The sequence below is a fragment of the Streptomyces sp. NPDC002573 genome, from assembly GCF_042889625.1.
Classification (GTDB): domain Bacteria; phylum Actinomycetota; class Actinomycetes; order Streptomycetales; family Streptomycetaceae; genus Streptomyces; species Streptomyces gibsoniae.
This window is the reverse complement of record NZ_JBIARC010000015.1, coordinates 21,509-35,884: the sequence shown is the minus strand read 5'-3', so window position 1 is coordinate 35,884 and position 14,376 is coordinate 21,509. Positions and strand designations below refer to the sequence as shown.

Here is a 14,376-nt window from a genome sequence, read left to right as displayed (position 1 = left end):
CTATGCATACACCAAGACTGCGGGAAAGGTCGCTCACGAGGGTCACGGGCCTGCGCGGGCGTGCGCGAGTCCGCCCGCCACCGCTGTACGCACTCGACGATCGTGCCGTGGTCAGAAACGTCGGCCTGGCGTAATACAAGCATTCCGGGTCCTCTCGGTTCCGTGCCTCAGTGAAGCGCTCTGAGGTGTCAGATCATCACGCATGCCGGCCCGGCCACGCCTGGAAGTGGCCGGCCTTTCACTGGGCGGCGCGATGGCGGGCGTAGTGGCGGGCTACGCGGGCGCGGTCACCGCAGCGGGTGGAGCACCACTGCCGCTTTGCGTGCCTGCGCAGGAACAGACGGATGCAGTCGTCAGCCGCGCATGCTGCGAGGGATGCCGCGGGGGAGTGGCACAAGAGGGTGAGGGTGTCCGTGGCGAGAGCGGCCAGGGCTCGGGTGACGGGATCAGGCGACTGATGGCGGTCTTCACGCTCCGGCTGTCCGGAAGCGGGCCAGCGCAGCGAGGACACGTTGGGTGCGGCGCGCAACGCGGCGTTGAGGGCCTCGACGGCTTCCGGCGATGGTGCGTCGTGGTCCACGGCCGCGGTCAGCAGGGTGCGGATGGCCGAACGCAACTGCCGGACGTCGCCGTCGCGTGAAGCGTCGAAGTCCGCCTCCTGCGCGATCAGTTCGTGCCGGTGCAGCCATGGGGCGACCGCGCTCGGGTCGGGCAGCGCGTCGTCCGGCAGACCACGCCGCAGGATGACGGTGTTCGCCAGAGCGAGCGCCACCGAGTCCGCCTCACCGGGAGCGGGGGGTAGGGGCGGGACGGCGGTGACAGGGGACTGCGTCGGCTTCCTCTCCATGGGTCTAATGGTAACGGTTGACAGTATCCATTAGAAGTGGCTAGCTTCTGCGCACTCGTCGATCACTCCCAGCGAAGGAGTCAGCCGTGCAGACCCCGGAACAGCCCCCGTTCGGCGTGCGTGTCCGCGCAGTCGGAGGGCCCACAGCAGTCATCGAGATCGGTGGCCTGAGACTGCTCACCGACCCCACCTTCGACGAACCGGGTTCCTACACGGCCCCCTCCGGTTCCGTGCTCACCAAGACCGTCGGCCCCGCGACAAGCCCGGACCAAGTGGGCCGCGTCGACACCGTTCTGCTGTCCCACGACCAGCACGCCGACAACCTCGATGCATCAGGCCGCGCCTTCCTGCCGACCGTCCCCCTGGTCCTGACCACGCCGAGCGGCGCCGGACGGCTGGCCGGGAACGCGCATCCGCTGGCGCCTTGGGACCACATCGACCTCGAACGCCCCGGCGGTGCCCCGCCGCTGACCGTCACCGGTGTGCCCGCCCGCCATGGGCCGGTCGGCTGCGAACCGGTCTGCGGAGAAGTCACCGGCTTCGTCCTCACCGCGCCCGACCTGCCGACCGTGTACGTCAGCGGGGACAACGCGTCTCTGGACGCGGTACGGCGGACAGCCGAGCGCTTCGGCCCGGCGGACATAGCGCTGATCTTCGCCGGTGCCGCCCGCACCGGTGCCGTCGACGGCGCCCTGCTGACCTTCGACAGCGATCGAGCCGCCCAGGCTGCCCAGATCCTCCAAGCCCGCCACGCCGTGCCCCTGCACTTCAACAGCTGGCGCCATTTCACCGAAGGCGACCAGGAGTTGCGCGCCGCTTTCGCCCGTGCCGGACTCTTCGACGGGCTGACCGTACTCGCGCCCGGGGACAGTGCCGGGTTCTAGGGAGGAGTGGGAGCCGAAGAGGTGATGCGCGATCCGCCCGCAGCCTTCGATCGGGTGGATGGCGACCACGGCATCGCCGCCCTGGACGCGTTGCTGGACCAGGTCCTCGCCTGGAGCAGCCCCCTCGCCCCGCTGCGATCCGCTTCCGCGGTCACGTCACGGCCGTCGTAGTCCAGCGATGAGGAGCTCGACCAGCCGACGTGCGTCGTAGCGGGGATCGTGGTCGGCGCCGATGCACAGGTTCCCGACGCCGCGCATGAGCTCGTAGGCATCCACGTCGGGGCGGATCTCGCCGGCGACCGCTGCGGCTTCGAGCAACTGGGCGCACACGGGCAGCAGGCGCTCGAGGAAGTAGGCGTGCAGCGCGTCGAAGCCGGCGTCGTCGGACTGCAGTACGGCAGCAAGTCCGTGCTTGGTCACCAGGAAATCGACAAAGAGATTGATCCAACGCCCTAGAGCGGCATGCGAAGTCGCGCAACTCGCCAGCAGGGCCGGACCGGCCTCGGCACACGCTTCGATCTGATGCCGGTAGACGGCGATGATGAGATCCGCCCGTGTCGGGAAGTGGCGGTAGATCGTCCCCATCCCGACGCCGGCCTTGGCCGCGATGTCGCGTACCGGCGCTTCCACGCCCGACGTGACGAAGACCGCGGCGGCCGCGTCGAGCAGTGTCTCCTTGTTGCGGCGGGCGTCCGCCCGCTTGGGCCGGGCCGCGTGACCTGTGCCCTCGCCGCTGTCATTCATCGCGCCCACTCCCTCCGCTACCGAGCCTGCTGATCGGAACAAGGTCCGTCTCGTTATCGGAGTAAGGTTCCGTTTGCCCATGATGCCAGAACAGGGGCGGGCCACCAAACCGCGCACTGTCTCCGTCCGCGCGGGTTCCGATTCCCCGGGGTGCGCAGACGCCCGCGCTGGGACTGTTCTTCCCTCGACTCGCCGTTGGCCGACGCGGCCGCTCCTGCCGACCGCTCGAGTGCCCGGCGCCGGCCTCCACCCACCCCCCTGCACGGACCCGCGGATTCACCGCTTGCTAAGCGGAGCTTTGTTCCGTATCGTTTCGGAACGACGCTCCGTTTAGTGGTGTCAATCGACGTCACAGGGCTGGAAGGAAGACCCTCTATGAGCGAATCAGCCATGGTGCTTACGGACGCGGCCACGAGTGCCTCCACTCCGGTCGTCTCGATGAAGCCGGTGGTGCTGTCGGTCCCGGGCCGTGGTGAGGACCTGCAAGTGCGGGTGTCGGCACCCGCGACAGGGAACGAACTGCCGATCATCGTCTTTTCGCACGGCTTCGGCTGGTCAATGGACGGCTACAGCCCGCTGGTCGACTTCTGGGCCTCTCACGGCTTCGTGGTGATTCAACCCACCCATCTCGACTCCAGGACGCTGAACCTTTCCCCGGACGATCCCCGTACGCCCCTGATCTGGCGTTTCCGAGTCGAGGACATGAAACGCGTCCTCGACCAGCTCGACCTCGTCGAAGCCTCCGTCCCCGGCCTCGGCGGGCGTCTCGACCGAAGCCGTGTCGCCGCAGCCGGACACTCCTGGGGCGCTCAGACGACGAGCATGCTGCTGGGCGCGCGCGTCCTCGATCCGGACGGCGGAGCCGGAGAGGACATGTCCGATCCCCGGATCAAGGCTGGTGTACTGCTTGCCGCGCCGGGCCGGGGCGGTGATGACCTGACTCCGTTCGCGGTCGAGCACCTCCCCTTCATGAACCCGGTCTTCGCCGACATGACCACGCCCACCCTCGTGGTCGCCGGGGACCGGGACCAGTCCCACCTGTCCGTTCGGGGGCCGGACTGGTTCACCGACCCGTACTTCTTGAGCCCGGGCGACAAGAGCCTGCTCACTCTGTTCGGAGCGGAACATTCGCTCGGCGGAATCCCCGGGTACGCCGTCACGGAAACGACGGACGAGAGCCCCGAACGCGTCGCCCTGATCCAGCGGCTCACCTCGGCCTACCTGCGCAGTGCGCTCGACCCTCAGGACCCCAGCTGGTCGGCGGCGAGCACGGAAGTGGCGCGGAGCGCCGATCCGTTGGGCCGAATCGAATCCAAGCGAAGCTCATAGAAACGCTGTCGCTTTCTGTCGGTGGCGCACCCCAGCCGGCGCGCTACCGGTGCTGAAGGGAACCAACAACTTCATGCCGCACACGTCACCGCACACATCACCACACACACATCCGCACACGTCTCGGCCTCGCTTCGGGATCATGACTGCCCCCTCGCAGGTCGAATACCACGACGTCCTGCGGGTCTGGCGCGAGGCGGACACCATCCCGGAGATCGAGCATGCGTGGCTGTTCGATCACCTGCTGCCGATCGGCGGGGACCCCGGCGGACCGACCTACGAAGGCTGGACGCTGCTCTCGGCCCTGGCCGCCCAGACCCGGCGACTGCGTCTGGGCGTGATGGTGACCAGTAACCGTTTCCGGCCGCCCGCGATGCTGGCCAAGATCGCCACGACCGTCGACATCGTCTCCGGTGGTCGGCTCGACTTCGGTATCGGCGTCGGCTCACGCCCCAGCCATCCCCTGGCCCGGCGTGAGTACGAGGCGCACGGCCTGCCCTTCCATGGCACCGCACACGCCGTGGGGAGCCTCGCAGAGGCCTGCACGGTGATCCGACGGATATGGACCGAACCCGAACCGTTCGACTTCCACGGCACTCACCACCATCTGACGGGAGCGTTCGGCAATCCCAAGCCCGTCCAGCACCCACACCCGCCGATCCTCATCGGCGGACGCTCGTCCGCGACCCTGCGCGTGGTCGCCGAGCATGCCGGCCTCTGGAACATTCCGGGCGGCGACATCGACGACGTCGTCCGCCGCAGCGCACTGCTGGACCGTTACTGCACCGAGATCGGTCGCGACCCCGCCTCGATCACCCGCTCGATCCACCTGCCCGTCTCCTACGACCACCCCCGTGACACCCGGAACGCGATCGGCGACGCGGTCGACGCCGGCTTCCGGCACATCGTCCTCGGACTACCGGCGCCCTATCCCGCCCACGTCGCCCGGTGGGTCACCGACGAACTCATCGACCCGTCGACCTGAGCATCCACGAGACTGTCCCGGCCCATTACCGCGCAGCACATACGTTCCGTTCAGAAAAATGAAGGGCCGCGTGTAGTCGTAGAACTGTCCAAACGTGGCACTCTTCGGTCAACGGGCGTCACTCCCGAAGACCTCCCCCCGAGCATCCGAGATGCGCGCCTACGGTGCGATCACTGGGCGGGTCACCGCTGTCCCGCCGCAACGGACGATCAAGGGGAGAAACCATGGCGAGTGTGGACGTGTCGCTGAAGGAGATGATGACCGGGGTCGAGGGGGCGCTGGGCGCGGCGGTCGTCGACTACACCAGCGGTATGGCCCTCGGGACCCTGGGCGGAGGCAAGGATCTGGATCTGGCCATCGCCGCGGCCGGGAACACCGACGTCATCCGCGCCAAGGTGCGCACCATGGAACAGCTGGGCTTGAAGAGTGAGATCCAGGATGTGCTGATCACTCTCGGCGACCAGTACCACCTGATCCGCTTGGTCACCGGTCGCAACGGTAACGGTCTGTTCCTTTACCTGGTTCTGGACAAGTCCCGTTCGAATCTGGCGATGGCCCGCCATCAGCTCAAGCGCGTCGAGGAACAGCTTGAGGTCTAGGCCTTCGTGACCTGGGCCGACGTGCGCCCATGATGTGAAGACTTCTTCAAGTCACCACATCAGTATGATTCCAATTCGTGCATGCGCGCGGCCGAGTGCGAGAAGGATCAGCTGTGCACCGCACATTCCGTGGTGGTGCCCTCCGGGGCGCCACCACGTCTGGACCGTCCCCGAAGCGGCAGGGAGCGAGCACCCATGCAGGTCCCCCTCTATCAGGCGAAGGCAGAGTTCTTCCGCATGCTCGGGCACCCCGTGCGTATCCGAGTCCTGGAGCTGCTCCAGCATGGTCCGGTGCCCGTGCGCGATCTGCTCGCAGACATCGAGATCGAGCCGTCCAGCCTCTCCCAGCAACTGGCCGTGCTACGGCGGTCCGGCATCGTCGTGTCCATCCGGGAAGGGTCCACGGTCCGCTACGCGCTCGCCGGTGGCGATGTCGCCGAACTGCTGCGCGCGGCCCGCCGTATCCTCACCGAACTGCTCGCGGGCCAGAACGAACTGCTCGCCGAACTCCGGCAGACCGACGGCTCCGCTCCTGCCCCCGGTCAACACCCCAAGGCAGAGTCTTCACGCGCCACCACACTGTCGAGGACGGTTGATGACAGGGCGGACCACAGCCAGAGCGACAGGTACGCACGTGTCAACTCCGATGAGAGTTCCCGCCTTCGTGTCACGGGCTCGTTGCCGACGTGCTGATCTTCGCGGCTGCCGCCGCCAGTTCACCGGCGCGGGCCCGGGGGACCGAGATGGAGCGCTTGGGCCAGGGGAGGGGAACGGCGTGGTCCGGGGCCTCTACGGCCATCAGCACACTCGCTCGTATCCGACCTGCTCCAGAGGGTTCCCATCGCCGAAGTCGTGCGTTCGTGCGGCGCCGTTCTCGGTGAAGCCGCACTTGGTGTAGAAGCGCCGCGACTGTGGGGTGTCGCGCAGCGTCCACAGGTGGACCCGCGTGAACCCGTCGGCCCGCAGACGACTCAGTGTCTCGGTCATCAACACGGCAGCGACACCGCTGCCCCAGCCGTCGGGGTGGTTGTAGAAGCTGTGGATCTCGGCCAGCCCTGGCCGGGTGGAGGACGGCTCGAAGGCGGAGAGCGCCAGCGGACGGTCGTCGTGTTCGGCCAACAGGATCGTCAGTTCCCCCTGCGCGACCCTCGCGTGCCAGCGCGTATGCCTGCTCCGTACCCCTTGAGCGGCGAACTCCGGGGGGAAGAAGGGCGCGTAGACCGCCTCCCACGCCGCAGCATGGATCTCCCCGAGCACGTCCCCGTCGCCAGGCCCAGCACTCCGAACCTTGATCATGCGACCACCCTATCCGCTCGACCGACAGCTCCCCGTAGGGCTAAGTTGGCGGCGCACACCACCGCTGATCAGCCTCGGAGAGCAGTGCATGTCCTCGTTGGACGAGTTGCGGGCCCTGCTCGGTGAACCCCCTCACCGCCAGGTGAACACGGACGACTGGGACGAAGCGGAGGCGTACATAGGTTCCGCCTTGCCCGCTGATTTCAAGAAGTTCCTGGATGCCTACGGCGGCGGGGTCATCTCGGGCGAGCTGGTTGTCTTCCACCCTCGTGGTCCGGGCCGGCTGCTGGAGCGCATGCACAGGACACATGAGTTGTTCACCGAGCGTCGGGACCAGGCCCTCAGCCATGGCGATGCCGAGAAGTTCCCGTACGCCTTCCATCCCGAACCCGGCGGGCTGATCTCCTGGGGATACGACCACAGCGGTGACGAGCACTTCTTCCTGCCCTCTGCCTCGGGCCCGGACCGGTGGAAGATCGTCACGATGGTCCATGAGGAGGGTTGCGAGACCTTCGACGGCTCGTTCTCGAGCTTCGCCCTGGCGTCCGTGAGACGGCTGCTCGACGTGGGCCGGTACCACGGCATCGATCCCGAGGCCCTGGAGTTTTTGGAGCCGGAGGATCTGGAGGAACTGGTTCTCGCCGGAGAGATCGGCCCCGTGCAGCCGAGCTTCGAGCCGCTCTGAGCGGACCGGCCATGGGCGACCGGGCTCCGACATGCCGGGTGACTCAGGTGCTCCGTGATCGGGGAACAGATCTTCGGCTACGGTGCCTGCCAGTACCTGGTGGAGAGCACCCTCGATGTGCCCCTGACCTCGCAGATCACGGACGCAGGCACGGTCGAGCGAGTCCCTCGTGGGGCGGGGTGGGCGGGCACGGAATTCCTGGGCACCCGCCCTTGCTGATGAAGCCAGAGACTATGGGATGCAGGCTGTATGTGTGCCGAGCAGCCCGAGTGAGCCAGGCGACAGATATTTGGAGGGGCCGAAAATGGCAGCGCAGACGCAGAGGGCCGTGCTGGCGGGCGGATGCTTCTGGGGGATGCAGGACCTGATCCGCCGGCTCCCGGGCGTAGAGGCGACCCGGGTCGGATACACCGGGGGTGACGTGCCGAACGCTACGTACCGTAACCACGGTACCCACGCGGAGGCCATCGAGATCGTCTTCGACCCCGAGAAGACCGACTACCGCGCGATCTTGGAGTTCTTCTTCCAGATCCACGACCCGAGCACCAAGAACCGCCAGGGCAACGACATCGGCCTCAGCTACCGCTCGGCGATCTACTACGTGGACGACGAGCAGAAGCGGGTCGCCGAGGACACCATCGCGGATGTGGACGCCTCCGGACTGTGGCCGGGCAAGGTCGTCACCGAGGTGGAGCCCGTCGGCCCCTTCTGGGAGGCGGAGCCCGAGCACCAGGACTACCTGGAGCGTTACCCCGACGGCTACACCTGCCACTTCCCGCGCCCGGGATGGCGGCTGCCCGCCCGCGCCGAGGGCTGACCGAGCACCGGCGGCCCGCGACACGGTGGGCTGACCGGGGACCGTCCGGGTGCGTGCCACATGCACCCGGGCCGTCCCGACCGCGGGACGTGCCCTGCCAGGAGCTGCTGGGCCTTCCCGCTGACGTGGCTCAGTCTCCGGCCCCGGAACGCATAACGCCGACGCACTGTCGATGCGCGTGGATCGTGTGGGCGAGCGGGGTCATGCCGGTGATGGAGGTGATCCACTCGTCGGCGTGGAGATGTGCGGCTTCGCCGGCGAGGCCGAGCTGGAGCGACCGGTGGGGAAGCGGCTGAAGGTGCAGGTCGGGGCCCCATTGCACCCGGGCCGGAGCCAAACCCGTTCAGTCGGCTATTCGGCTGGTCGCCGCACGCCGGTTGGAACAGGGTCGCTTCCGACTTCTGCCTCGGCGGGCAGGCCGGCTGCCCGCAGTGGACATCCAGTGCCGACGCGCGTGGCCAGGTCGGCCCGCAGGGTGGTCAGTTCGGCGATACGGGTGTCGATGACCTGAAGCTTCTCCTCGAAGAGCGTGGACAGTGCTTCCGCGGTATCCGGCGCTTCGCGCAATGTCTCGCCGGTCCGTGCGATCTCCGCCAGGGAGAAACCCAGTGCCTGCGCAGTGCGGATGTACTGGAGCCAGGCCACGGTCTCGGGGGGAAAGTCGCGATACCCGTTGGGCAGACGCCGACCTGTGACAAGGCCGACCTTCTCGTAGAACCGGATCGCGTCTCTGCTCATGCCTGCCTGCGCGGCAAGCTCACCGATGCGCATGCCCCTCCAGCGATATCGGGCTTGACCTTGGAGCGTACTCCACTGTTTAGCGTGAGGGCATCGCTGCCACGAGACCAGCAGGAGCCTCATCGTGAGCCGTCTTCGCACCCCTACGCACCCTGCCTACCTCCGCGTCGTACGCGCGAGCGCTTGGTACGACCTGGTCGTCACCGCCGGATTTGCAACTCCGTGGACCTACGCCCTGGTACACAACACGCTGTCGTCGTGCGGCAACGCACTCGGGCTTGGCGCTCTGCCCGAACTCGACCCGTGGCAGATCCTGTTCGCCAATCTGATGGGTTCGGTGGTGGTCGTCTGGGCCGTTCTGCGCATCGTCAGGCCATTGCCGGAGCACGGACTGTTCGACGGCATCGCGCGTGCTCTGTTCGCGACGTGGCAGGCGTACGCACTGGCCCACGGTGTGTCGCGGCTTGTGTGGCTCTTCTTCGGCGTCGAGGTGGCATTCGGCGTCCTCCAGCTTGTGCCGTGGAGATGGGGCCGAAACGCGGATCTCGTGGGCAGCGACGCAGGCCCGGCTGACGGACGCCCGCTCGGCACAGCGAGTCGGTGACGTGCTAGGCCCTGTCGTCAAACTCCCGGCTGCCCTGCGACGCCATGCACGCTCCCCCGCGCTCGACTTCGCTCGCGCGGGCGGTGCCCCCACCGCCGCACCGGGCGAAATCCGACGTAGATCCAGTACGAGGGCTTCCGCCCGGCACTGCCCCAAGCTCTTCGAGCAGGGGGTACCCCCGGAGCACGCTCCCCCACTCTCGGCTTCGCTCGAGCGGGAGGGGCCCCCACGTCGCCGCAGAGCCCGCCCTCCGGGCGGACGACGGCAGTTTGACGACAGGGCCTAGCGCACCCACCCGTGCCGCTCAGCGGTGAGCGTGTCGGGCTTCCCGGTCTCACTGGCGTGCAACCGCGCCCTGGTAGCCCTTGTCGGCCCAGCAGTTGACGCCCCGAGTAGAAGGGCCGGTCGGCGGCGACCCGGTCGATCGGCAGCAGTGTCCCGTCCAGCAGGACGAATGCTTTCATCGATGCCGTCCGGACCTTCTTCCTCGTACGTACCGAACGGGCCCGCCCGGTCGGGGTGCTGCCGGGGGCGGGCGTCTGCCTGCGGCGGGGCCGCAGGCAGACGGTTTGAGGGCGTCCGGCGCCGGTCGCTATCCGGCGATGTGCTCGATCTCGGGGTAGTGCGGCGAAGCCCCCCACAGCAGATGCCCGGTGTCCGGTCGGCCGCGCAGCTGGAGATCGAAGAAGGCCCGCACGGTCGCCCGTACGGCAGCCACCGCCCGGTCGGCGGGGATCGTGCCGATCTGCAGCGTCTTGCGCACCGCTTCGGGGGCCTGAGGTGCAATGGCCACGACGTCGGTGAAGCAGTTGTGGTCGGCGTCCGCGAGCCGCAGACAGCGGTGCCAGTCGCTCAGATGCGCCCAGAACGGCGGCCAGGACCCGTCCTGGTTCAGGCCGTCGTGGACCGCCGTGTCCATCAGCAGGAACGGCCGGTCTAGGCCGTGCTCGACCACCGGCCCGTACAGCGCGCCGTCCAGATCGATACCGGCCCGCACCCGCTCGTCCAGATGCATCACGGACGCCGAGGCGGCGCCGCCCCGGGAGTGCCCGAAGACGCCGGCCCGCGTGAGGTCCAGCGTCCCGCGCAGCCCGCGCGGGAGTGGACGGCCTTCGGCGTCGGGGTTGCCGCCCCGCTCCAGCACCGTCAGCTGGTCGAGGACGAACCGCAGATCGGCGGTCCGCACCGCGACCGCTGCCGTGCGGGCCTCGTCGCTCGCGTCGTCGGGCCGGTTGACGATCAGGCGGCCGTCCGGGAACTCCACCTCGCCCGAGTCGTAGGGATGGTCGACTGCGGCCACGACATAGCCCCAGGACGCCAGTTCCTCGATGACCAGCGTGTTGAAGGTGCGGTCCGACTGGTAGCCCGGTGAGTGGAGCAGCACCGGACGGCGGCCCGGCCGGACCGGCGCGCGGTCCGCGCTGTGGGTTACCGGGAGCGCGTAGCCGTCCACCGCGCCTCCGAAGCGGACCTTCAAGGCCCGCTCGGCACCCGCGGGCAGCCAGGGCAGCATCGCACGGTCACGCACGTCGTCGGCCGGGTACGTTACGGTCACCATCACCTCGCGCGCCTGCCCCGACCAGGGTCGGTCCGCGACGGGTCGACCAGGTGCAGCTCTACGGCGCCCACCGGCGCGGGACCGGTCGGCCCGGCCAGCCGGATGGGGATGAGACCGGCCGCCACCGCGGGCGTGGACACCGACAGGGGAGCGGCGACTGCGGCGGCTACTGCGAGGCCACCGGCTATGAGGGAACGGCGATTCGGGCGTACGGGAGGCACTGCGCTCCTTCCGTGGCCGGACCCGAGGCGCACAGCGAAAACGGTAAAGGGAACGCCATCGTCCGGCCTGCTCATCGTCAAGTTTCTTAAATTCTAGATCACTTGGCGTCGGAAGCCAGATCATTTATCGGTTCTCACCGTTCAGCTACCGGCGAATGCCGACACCGTCGCTCTCGCCGCCGTCTCCACCAGTGCGATGCCCTTCGCCTGGCTCCCGGTGCCCTGCGACGGCCCCGCCACCAGACAGTCGGTGTCGTCCACCGTCACCCGACCGATGCGGTTCACGTCCCATAGCAATGTCGTGTCTTGTCGCCCCGCACCAACGGCCCCCGCCCCGGCCGTCGTGGGTGTTGGCGGCGGAGATGCCGATCGAGAGGGCAGATCGCTCCGTTCGGTGATCAAGTGGACCTCCGAGCCGTTCTTACCCCGGTCTACGGGATTCGGGCCAGTCAGGACCCCCGTTTGGAACAACTCCCTGAGGCGGGCGCTCGAAAACCAGTGGAACAGCGCCGCTGTGCGCCATTACCGTGCTGCCGAACCAAGTCGTCTAGTCAAGGACGTGCCGTTGTACACCCTGTGAGACCTCCCGAGCGCTGATTCGTCGCGCGTCGCGTATGTGCGCCGCGCTCCTTTCTGCTGCGGATTTCTCACTGAAACCGGTGTACTTCTGTGCTCAAAATCTGGGTGGTCGCGCCCACCTGCCTGCCGCTCGTTCTCCGTCGTTGCCACGCGTGCGCGTCCGAGCGCTTCCGGGCAAGCGGCAAATTCCGCGTCAACGCAAACCAAAAGCTCATCGACGCCTGGCTCCTCACGCTCTGTACCGCTTGCGGGGAAACCGCAAAGCTCACGGTCCTGGAGCGGATGAATGTGCGCTCCGTACGACCTGACCTGCTGGACCGGTTGCATGACAACGACCCGCACCTGACAGCTGAGTTGCTCCAGGATCCGGTCGTGCGGCGCCGTAATCGCATCGCCCTCGACTGGGACAACGCCTGGCGCCTCGACACCGGCGGAGCGGATCACCTGGACCGCGAGTTGATCGACGTCTCGGTCCGCTTTGCGGCGCGGATACCTGTCCGGCCGGTCCGACTGATCGCTGAAGGTTGTGGTCTTTCACGGGCCGAGGCCGAGAGACTGATCGCGGAGGGGAAACTCGTCTCGGCAGTCCGGCTGAGCGGCAAGCTCTCCGGAGACTTCACCTTCACGCTCAAGCGCTGAGCTCTCCTCCCACCTGGGGCCTGTCCGGCAACAACCGCCGGACAGGCCCTAGCCGGGACCGTCGGTGACGGGATCACGGTTGTTTACGGCCGTCCGCCGAACTGCCAGTTGTGTACCTCGATGGCGGCGTACCGATCCTTGGTCAGGACTGCGCGTGCCGTCTCCGGGTCCGGCGCGCGGACCAACACCGCCGTACCCAGCCAGGCGGCACCGTTGTCGGACAGCAGCGGCCCGTACGCGATCAGCTGGTCCCGATCGGCCGGCACCGCGAGGTCGGCGGCCTGCCCCGAGCCGAGCCCGAGTACCAGGTACCGGTTGCCGCCGGTCCGGCCGCCGGGGAAGTCCCACATGGTGCGCCCGAGCGTGTTGTGCCATCGACGCAACAGCACGTCCCGGTACACGCCGGCCTGGTAGTTGGGCTCGTCGAAGGCGAACGCGCGGGCGGCGGCCGGATCGGGCAGGTCGACGATGTGCACGCTGCCGGTAGGTGTGTCTCCGTCGTCGGCGAGGGTCGGGCCTCGGGCGATCATCTCCTTCGCGTACCGGTCCATATAAGACCAATGCTCTTCCAGCAACTCGTCGCGCAGTGCTACGGAGTCGACCCGGTCGCGGTGGTAGCAGAGGAACTCCATGGCCACAGGGTCTCTTCCAGGGGGTAGCCGGGTCGAGCGGGTTTCCGCGGTCGCGTACGCCGCCACGGCCGACGGCGGACCGGCCCGAGGCGATGGCCACGACGCCGATCGGCCAATCGCCATACGGTGCCGCGCTTCACGCTACGACTTCGGAGCGCACGTCTCGGAGCGCACGTCCCTCTGGAGACGCATGGCCCCGATCCGTATCGCGATGGACATCATTCACCCCAGCGACGAGAACGGCTGCCCACAACACAGCAAGATTTCTGCCCGGTGATGGAGTCGGTGCGGGGCGCGTGCCCCCTCTCCGCGCCAGGACTGGACGGTTCCAGGCGGCGACCACGGTTCGGTCATTCGGGCACCGACGACCGAGGTGGGCCGCCCCGCCGGGCAGCGAACAGGACTCGCCGTGCCATCGGCGAACTACCGTTCCCTGCTGCGCACCCCGGGCGCCGCAGCCTTCTTCCTGCCGGCATCGCTCGGACGCGTCGGCGTCGCGATGACCAGCCTAAGCATCGTCTGGCTCGTACACAGCCACACCGGCACCTTCTCCGCGGCCGACCTGGTCGGCGGCGGGTTCGCGGTGGCCGAAGCCCTCGGGGCACCGCAACTGGCCCGGCTCGTGGACCGGTTCGGACAGACCCGGGTCCTGCCGCCCGCACTCCTCGCCCACGCCCTCGCGGTGGCCGTCCTCGTGTCCCTGGTCGCCGCGGATGCCTCTGACGCACTCCTGACCCTGGTCGGTGCGCTCGTCGGGGCCGGCGTTCCGCAGCTCGGCGCGATGTCCGCGGCACGCTGGGCGGCACTGCTGCGCACCGGCCGAGCGGCTGAACTGCCCACCGCCTTCGCGCAGGAGTCCGTCAGCAACGCGGTCGGCTATCTCGTGGGCCCGACGCTGGTCAGCGCACTCGCTGCGGCCGGGCATCCCGTGGTCGGCACGGTGCTGGCCGCCTCCTTGTCGGTCGCCGGCGGTCTGGTCCTCGCGGCGCAGCGCGGCAGCGCGCCCGCGCCGACGGTCGCCGGCGCGGCGCGCGCCCGTAAGGACCGGTCTCGGTCGTTGCTGCGCGGTGAAGTCTTCCTACTGATGGGCCGCAATCCCGCCATCGGGGTCTTCTTCGGTGCCATGCAGGTGTCGGTGACCGCGTTCGCGGTGGAGCACGGCGCACCGAGCACTGCGGCCCCCATCTTCGCCGTCTCCAATTGCAGCGGCCTGCCGGCC

The 14,376-nt window shown here is 68.3% G+C and carries 17 protein-coding genes and 4 pseudogenes; 12 read left to right on the top strand and 9 right to left on the bottom strand.

Annotated features, from left to right (window positions below):
• Positions 1-238: 238 nt before the first annotated feature.
• The gene (locus tag ACFYX0_RS16600) at positions 239-847 is read right to left on the bottom strand and encodes a CGNR zinc finger domain-containing protein (protein WP_388970865.1); all 609 of its coding nucleotides are present in this window, start codon (positions 845-847) and stop codon (positions 239-241) included.
• A gap of 86 nt (positions 848-933) precedes the next feature.
• Between ACFYX0_RS16600 and ACFYX0_RS16595 the strand changes: the two genes are divergently transcribed.
• Both ACFYX0_RS16595 and ACFYX0_RS16590 read left to right on the top strand, forming a co-directional pair.
• Positions 934-1,731 carry an MBL fold metallo-hydrolase gene (locus ACFYX0_RS16595; RefSeq protein ID WP_388970863.1) on the top strand — a complete coding sequence of 266 codons (798 nt, stop codon included), beginning with the start codon at positions 934-936 and terminating at the stop codon, positions 1,729-1,731.
• A 6-nt stretch (positions 1,732-1,737) separates the two neighbouring features.
• Entirely contained in the window at positions 1,738-1,902 is a 165-nt protein-coding gene (locus tag ACFYX0_RS16590; RefSeq protein ID WP_388970861.1) for a hypothetical protein, read from the top strand.
• On the opposite strand, the gene ACFYX0_RS16585 is transcribed toward ACFYX0_RS16590, so the two are convergent.
• Positions 1,888-2,475, bottom strand: a complete 588-nt coding sequence (locus tag ACFYX0_RS16585) for a TetR/AcrR family transcriptional regulator (RefSeq protein WP_388970859.1) — start codon at positions 2,473-2,475, stop codon at positions 1,888-1,890. The genes ACFYX0_RS16590 and ACFYX0_RS16585 overlap by 15 nt on opposite strands.
• A 375-nt stretch (positions 2,476-2,850) precedes the next feature.
• Here ACFYX0_RS16585 and ACFYX0_RS16580 point away from each other — a divergent pair, with 375 nt between their 5' ends.
• The 4 genes and pseudogenes from ACFYX0_RS16580 to ACFYX0_RS16565 form a co-directional block, all read left to right on the top strand.
• Entirely contained in the window at positions 2,851-3,804 is a 954-nt protein-coding gene (locus tag ACFYX0_RS16580; protein ID WP_388970857.1) for an alpha/beta hydrolase family protein, read from the top strand.
• 142 nt (positions 3,805-3,946) lie between these two features.
• Positions 3,947-4,789: an LLM class flavin-dependent oxidoreductase gene (locus ACFYX0_RS16575; RefSeq protein ID WP_388970855.1), complete on the top strand. Its 843-nt coding sequence runs from the start codon at positions 3,947-3,949 to the stop codon at positions 4,787-4,789.
• A gap of 224 nt (positions 4,790-5,013) precedes the next feature.
• Positions 5,014-5,388 carry a hypothetical protein gene (locus tag ACFYX0_RS16570; RefSeq protein WP_388970853.1) on the top strand — a complete coding sequence of 125 codons (375 nt, stop codon included), beginning with the start codon at positions 5,014-5,016 and terminating at the stop codon, positions 5,386-5,388.
• A gap of 195 nt (positions 5,389-5,583) precedes the next feature.
• Positions 5,584-5,925: pseudogene (locus ACFYX0_RS16565) on the top strand (ArsR/SmtB family transcription factor); the annotation flags it as partial.
• Between the two features lie 261 nt (positions 5,926-6,186).
• Here the strand turns inward: ACFYX0_RS16565 and ACFYX0_RS16560 are convergent.
• Positions 6,187-6,684, bottom strand: a complete 498-nt coding sequence (locus ACFYX0_RS16560; RefSeq protein ID WP_388970852.1) for a GNAT family N-acetyltransferase — start codon at positions 6,682-6,684, stop codon at positions 6,187-6,189.
• A gap of 88 nt (positions 6,685-6,772) precedes the next feature.
• Here ACFYX0_RS16560 and ACFYX0_RS16555 point away from each other — a divergent pair, with 88 nt between their 5' ends.
• From ACFYX0_RS16555 to msrA, 3 genes are all read left to right on the top strand, one after another.
• Positions 6,773-7,369: a hypothetical protein gene (locus ACFYX0_RS16555; RefSeq protein WP_388970851.1), complete on the top strand. Its 597-nt coding sequence runs from the start codon at positions 6,773-6,775 to the stop codon at positions 7,367-7,369.
• 54 nt (positions 7,370-7,423) lie between these two features.
• Positions 7,424-7,588 carry a hypothetical protein gene (locus tag ACFYX0_RS16550; RefSeq protein WP_388970849.1) on the top strand — a complete coding sequence of 55 codons (165 nt, stop codon included), beginning with the start codon at positions 7,424-7,426 and terminating at the stop codon, positions 7,586-7,588.
• Between the two features lie 85 nt (positions 7,589-7,673).
• Complete coding sequence (gene msrA / locus ACFYX0_RS16545; RefSeq protein WP_311700287.1) at positions 7,674-8,186, top strand: peptide-methionine (S)-S-oxide reductase MsrA; 513 nt, start codon at positions 7,674-7,676, stop codon at positions 8,184-8,186.
• A gap of 175 nt (positions 8,187-8,361) precedes the next feature.
• On the opposite strand, the pseudogene ACFYX0_RS16540 reads toward msrA, so the two are convergent.
• Together ACFYX0_RS16540 and ACFYX0_RS16535 are read right to left on the bottom strand one after the other, a co-directional pair.
• A pseudogene (locus ACFYX0_RS16540) lies at positions 8,362-8,520 on the bottom strand (DUF4291 family protein); the annotation flags it as partial.
• Between the two features lie 17 nt (positions 8,521-8,537).
• The gene (locus ACFYX0_RS16535; protein WP_388970847.1) at positions 8,538-8,957 is read right to left on the bottom strand and encodes a MerR family transcriptional regulator; all 420 of its coding nucleotides are present in this window, start codon (positions 8,955-8,957) and stop codon (positions 8,538-8,540) included.
• Between the two features lie 91 nt (positions 8,958-9,048).
• On the opposite strand from ACFYX0_RS16535, the gene ACFYX0_RS16530 reads away from it, so the two are divergent.
• The gene (locus tag ACFYX0_RS16530) at positions 9,049-9,528 is read left to right on the top strand and encodes a hypothetical protein (RefSeq protein WP_388970845.1); all 480 of its coding nucleotides are present in this window, start codon (positions 9,049-9,051) and stop codon (positions 9,526-9,528) included.
• 383 nt (positions 9,529-9,911) lie between these two features.
• On the opposite strand, the pseudogene ACFYX0_RS16525 reads toward ACFYX0_RS16530, so the two are convergent.
• The 3 genes and pseudogenes from ACFYX0_RS16525 to ACFYX0_RS16515 all read right to left on the bottom strand — a co-directional run.
• Positions 9,912-10,007 (bottom strand): annotated as a pseudogene (locus tag ACFYX0_RS16525) (IS5/IS1182 family transposase); the annotation flags it as partial.
• A 113-nt stretch (positions 10,008-10,120) separates the two neighbouring features.
• Complete coding sequence (locus ACFYX0_RS16520; RefSeq protein WP_388970843.1) at positions 10,121-11,086, bottom strand: alpha/beta hydrolase family protein; 966 nt, start codon at positions 11,084-11,086, stop codon at positions 10,121-10,123.
• Between the two features lie 362 nt (positions 11,087-11,448).
• On the bottom strand, positions 11,449-11,592 hold the full coding sequence (locus tag ACFYX0_RS16515) for a hypothetical protein (protein ID WP_388970841.1): 144 nt from the start codon (positions 11,590-11,592) through the stop codon (positions 11,449-11,451).
• Positions 11,593-11,976: 384 nt separating this feature from the next.
• Between ACFYX0_RS16515 and ACFYX0_RS16510 the strand changes: the two genes are divergently transcribed.
• A complete protein-coding gene (locus ACFYX0_RS16510) occupies positions 11,977-12,525 on the top strand; it encodes a DUF1062 domain-containing protein (RefSeq protein ID WP_388970839.1) in 549 nt (182 codons plus the stop codon).
• Between the two features lie 83 nt (positions 12,526-12,608).
• On the opposite strand, the gene ACFYX0_RS16505 is transcribed toward ACFYX0_RS16510, so the two are convergent.
• Positions 12,609-13,157, bottom strand: a complete 549-nt coding sequence (locus ACFYX0_RS16505; RefSeq protein WP_388970837.1) for a YciI family protein — start codon at positions 13,155-13,157, stop codon at positions 12,609-12,611.
• 499 nt (positions 13,158-13,656) lie between these two features.
• Between ACFYX0_RS16505 and ACFYX0_RS16500 the strand changes: the two are divergent.
• Positions 13,657-14,331, top strand: a pseudogene (locus ACFYX0_RS16500) (MFS transporter); the annotation flags it as partial.
• Positions 14,332-14,376 lie beyond the last annotated feature (45 nt).

What these genes read in the sequence shown, in the direction of transcription:
- ACFYX0_RS16600 (WP_388970865.1), bottom strand. Translation starts at nt 847, where the DNA reads ATGGAGAGGAAGCCGACGCAGTCCCCTGTCACCGCCGTCCCGCCCCTA.
- ACFYX0_RS16585 (WP_388970859.1), bottom strand. Translation starts at nt 2,475, where the DNA reads ATGAATGACAGCGGCGAGGGCACAGGTCACGCGGCCCGGCCCAAGCGG.
- ACFYX0_RS16580 (WP_388970857.1), top strand. Translation starts at nt 2,851, where the DNA reads ATGAGCGAATCAGCCATGGTGCTTACGGACGCGGCCACGAGTGCCTCC.
- ACFYX0_RS16575 (WP_388970855.1), top strand. Translation starts at nt 3,947, where the DNA reads ATGACTGCCCCCTCGCAGGTCGAATACCACGACGTCCTGCGGGTCTGG.
- ACFYX0_RS16570 (WP_388970853.1), top strand. Translation starts at nt 5,014, where the DNA reads ATGGCGAGTGTGGACGTGTCGCTGAAGGAGATGATGACCGGGGTCGAG.
- ACFYX0_RS16560 (WP_388970852.1), bottom strand. Translation starts at nt 6,684, where the DNA reads ATGATCAAGGTTCGGAGTGCTGGGCCTGGCGACGGGGACGTGCTCGGG.
- ACFYX0_RS16555 (WP_388970851.1), top strand. Translation starts at nt 6,773, where the DNA reads ATGTCCTCGTTGGACGAGTTGCGGGCCCTGCTCGGTGAACCCCCTCAC.
- msrA (WP_311700287.1), top strand. Translation starts at nt 7,674, where the DNA reads ATGGCAGCGCAGACGCAGAGGGCCGTGCTGGCGGGCGGATGCTTCTGG.
- ACFYX0_RS16535 (WP_388970847.1), bottom strand. Translation starts at nt 8,957, where the DNA reads ATGCGCATCGGTGAGCTTGCCGCGCAGGCAGGCATGAGCAGAGACGCG.
- ACFYX0_RS16520 (WP_388970843.1), bottom strand. Translation starts at nt 11,086, where the DNA reads ATGGTGACCGTAACGTACCCGGCCGACGACGTGCGTGACCGTGCGATG.
- ACFYX0_RS16505 (WP_388970837.1), bottom strand. Translation starts at nt 13,157, where the DNA reads ATGGAGTTCCTCTGCTACCACCGCGACCGGGTCGACTCCGTAGCACTG.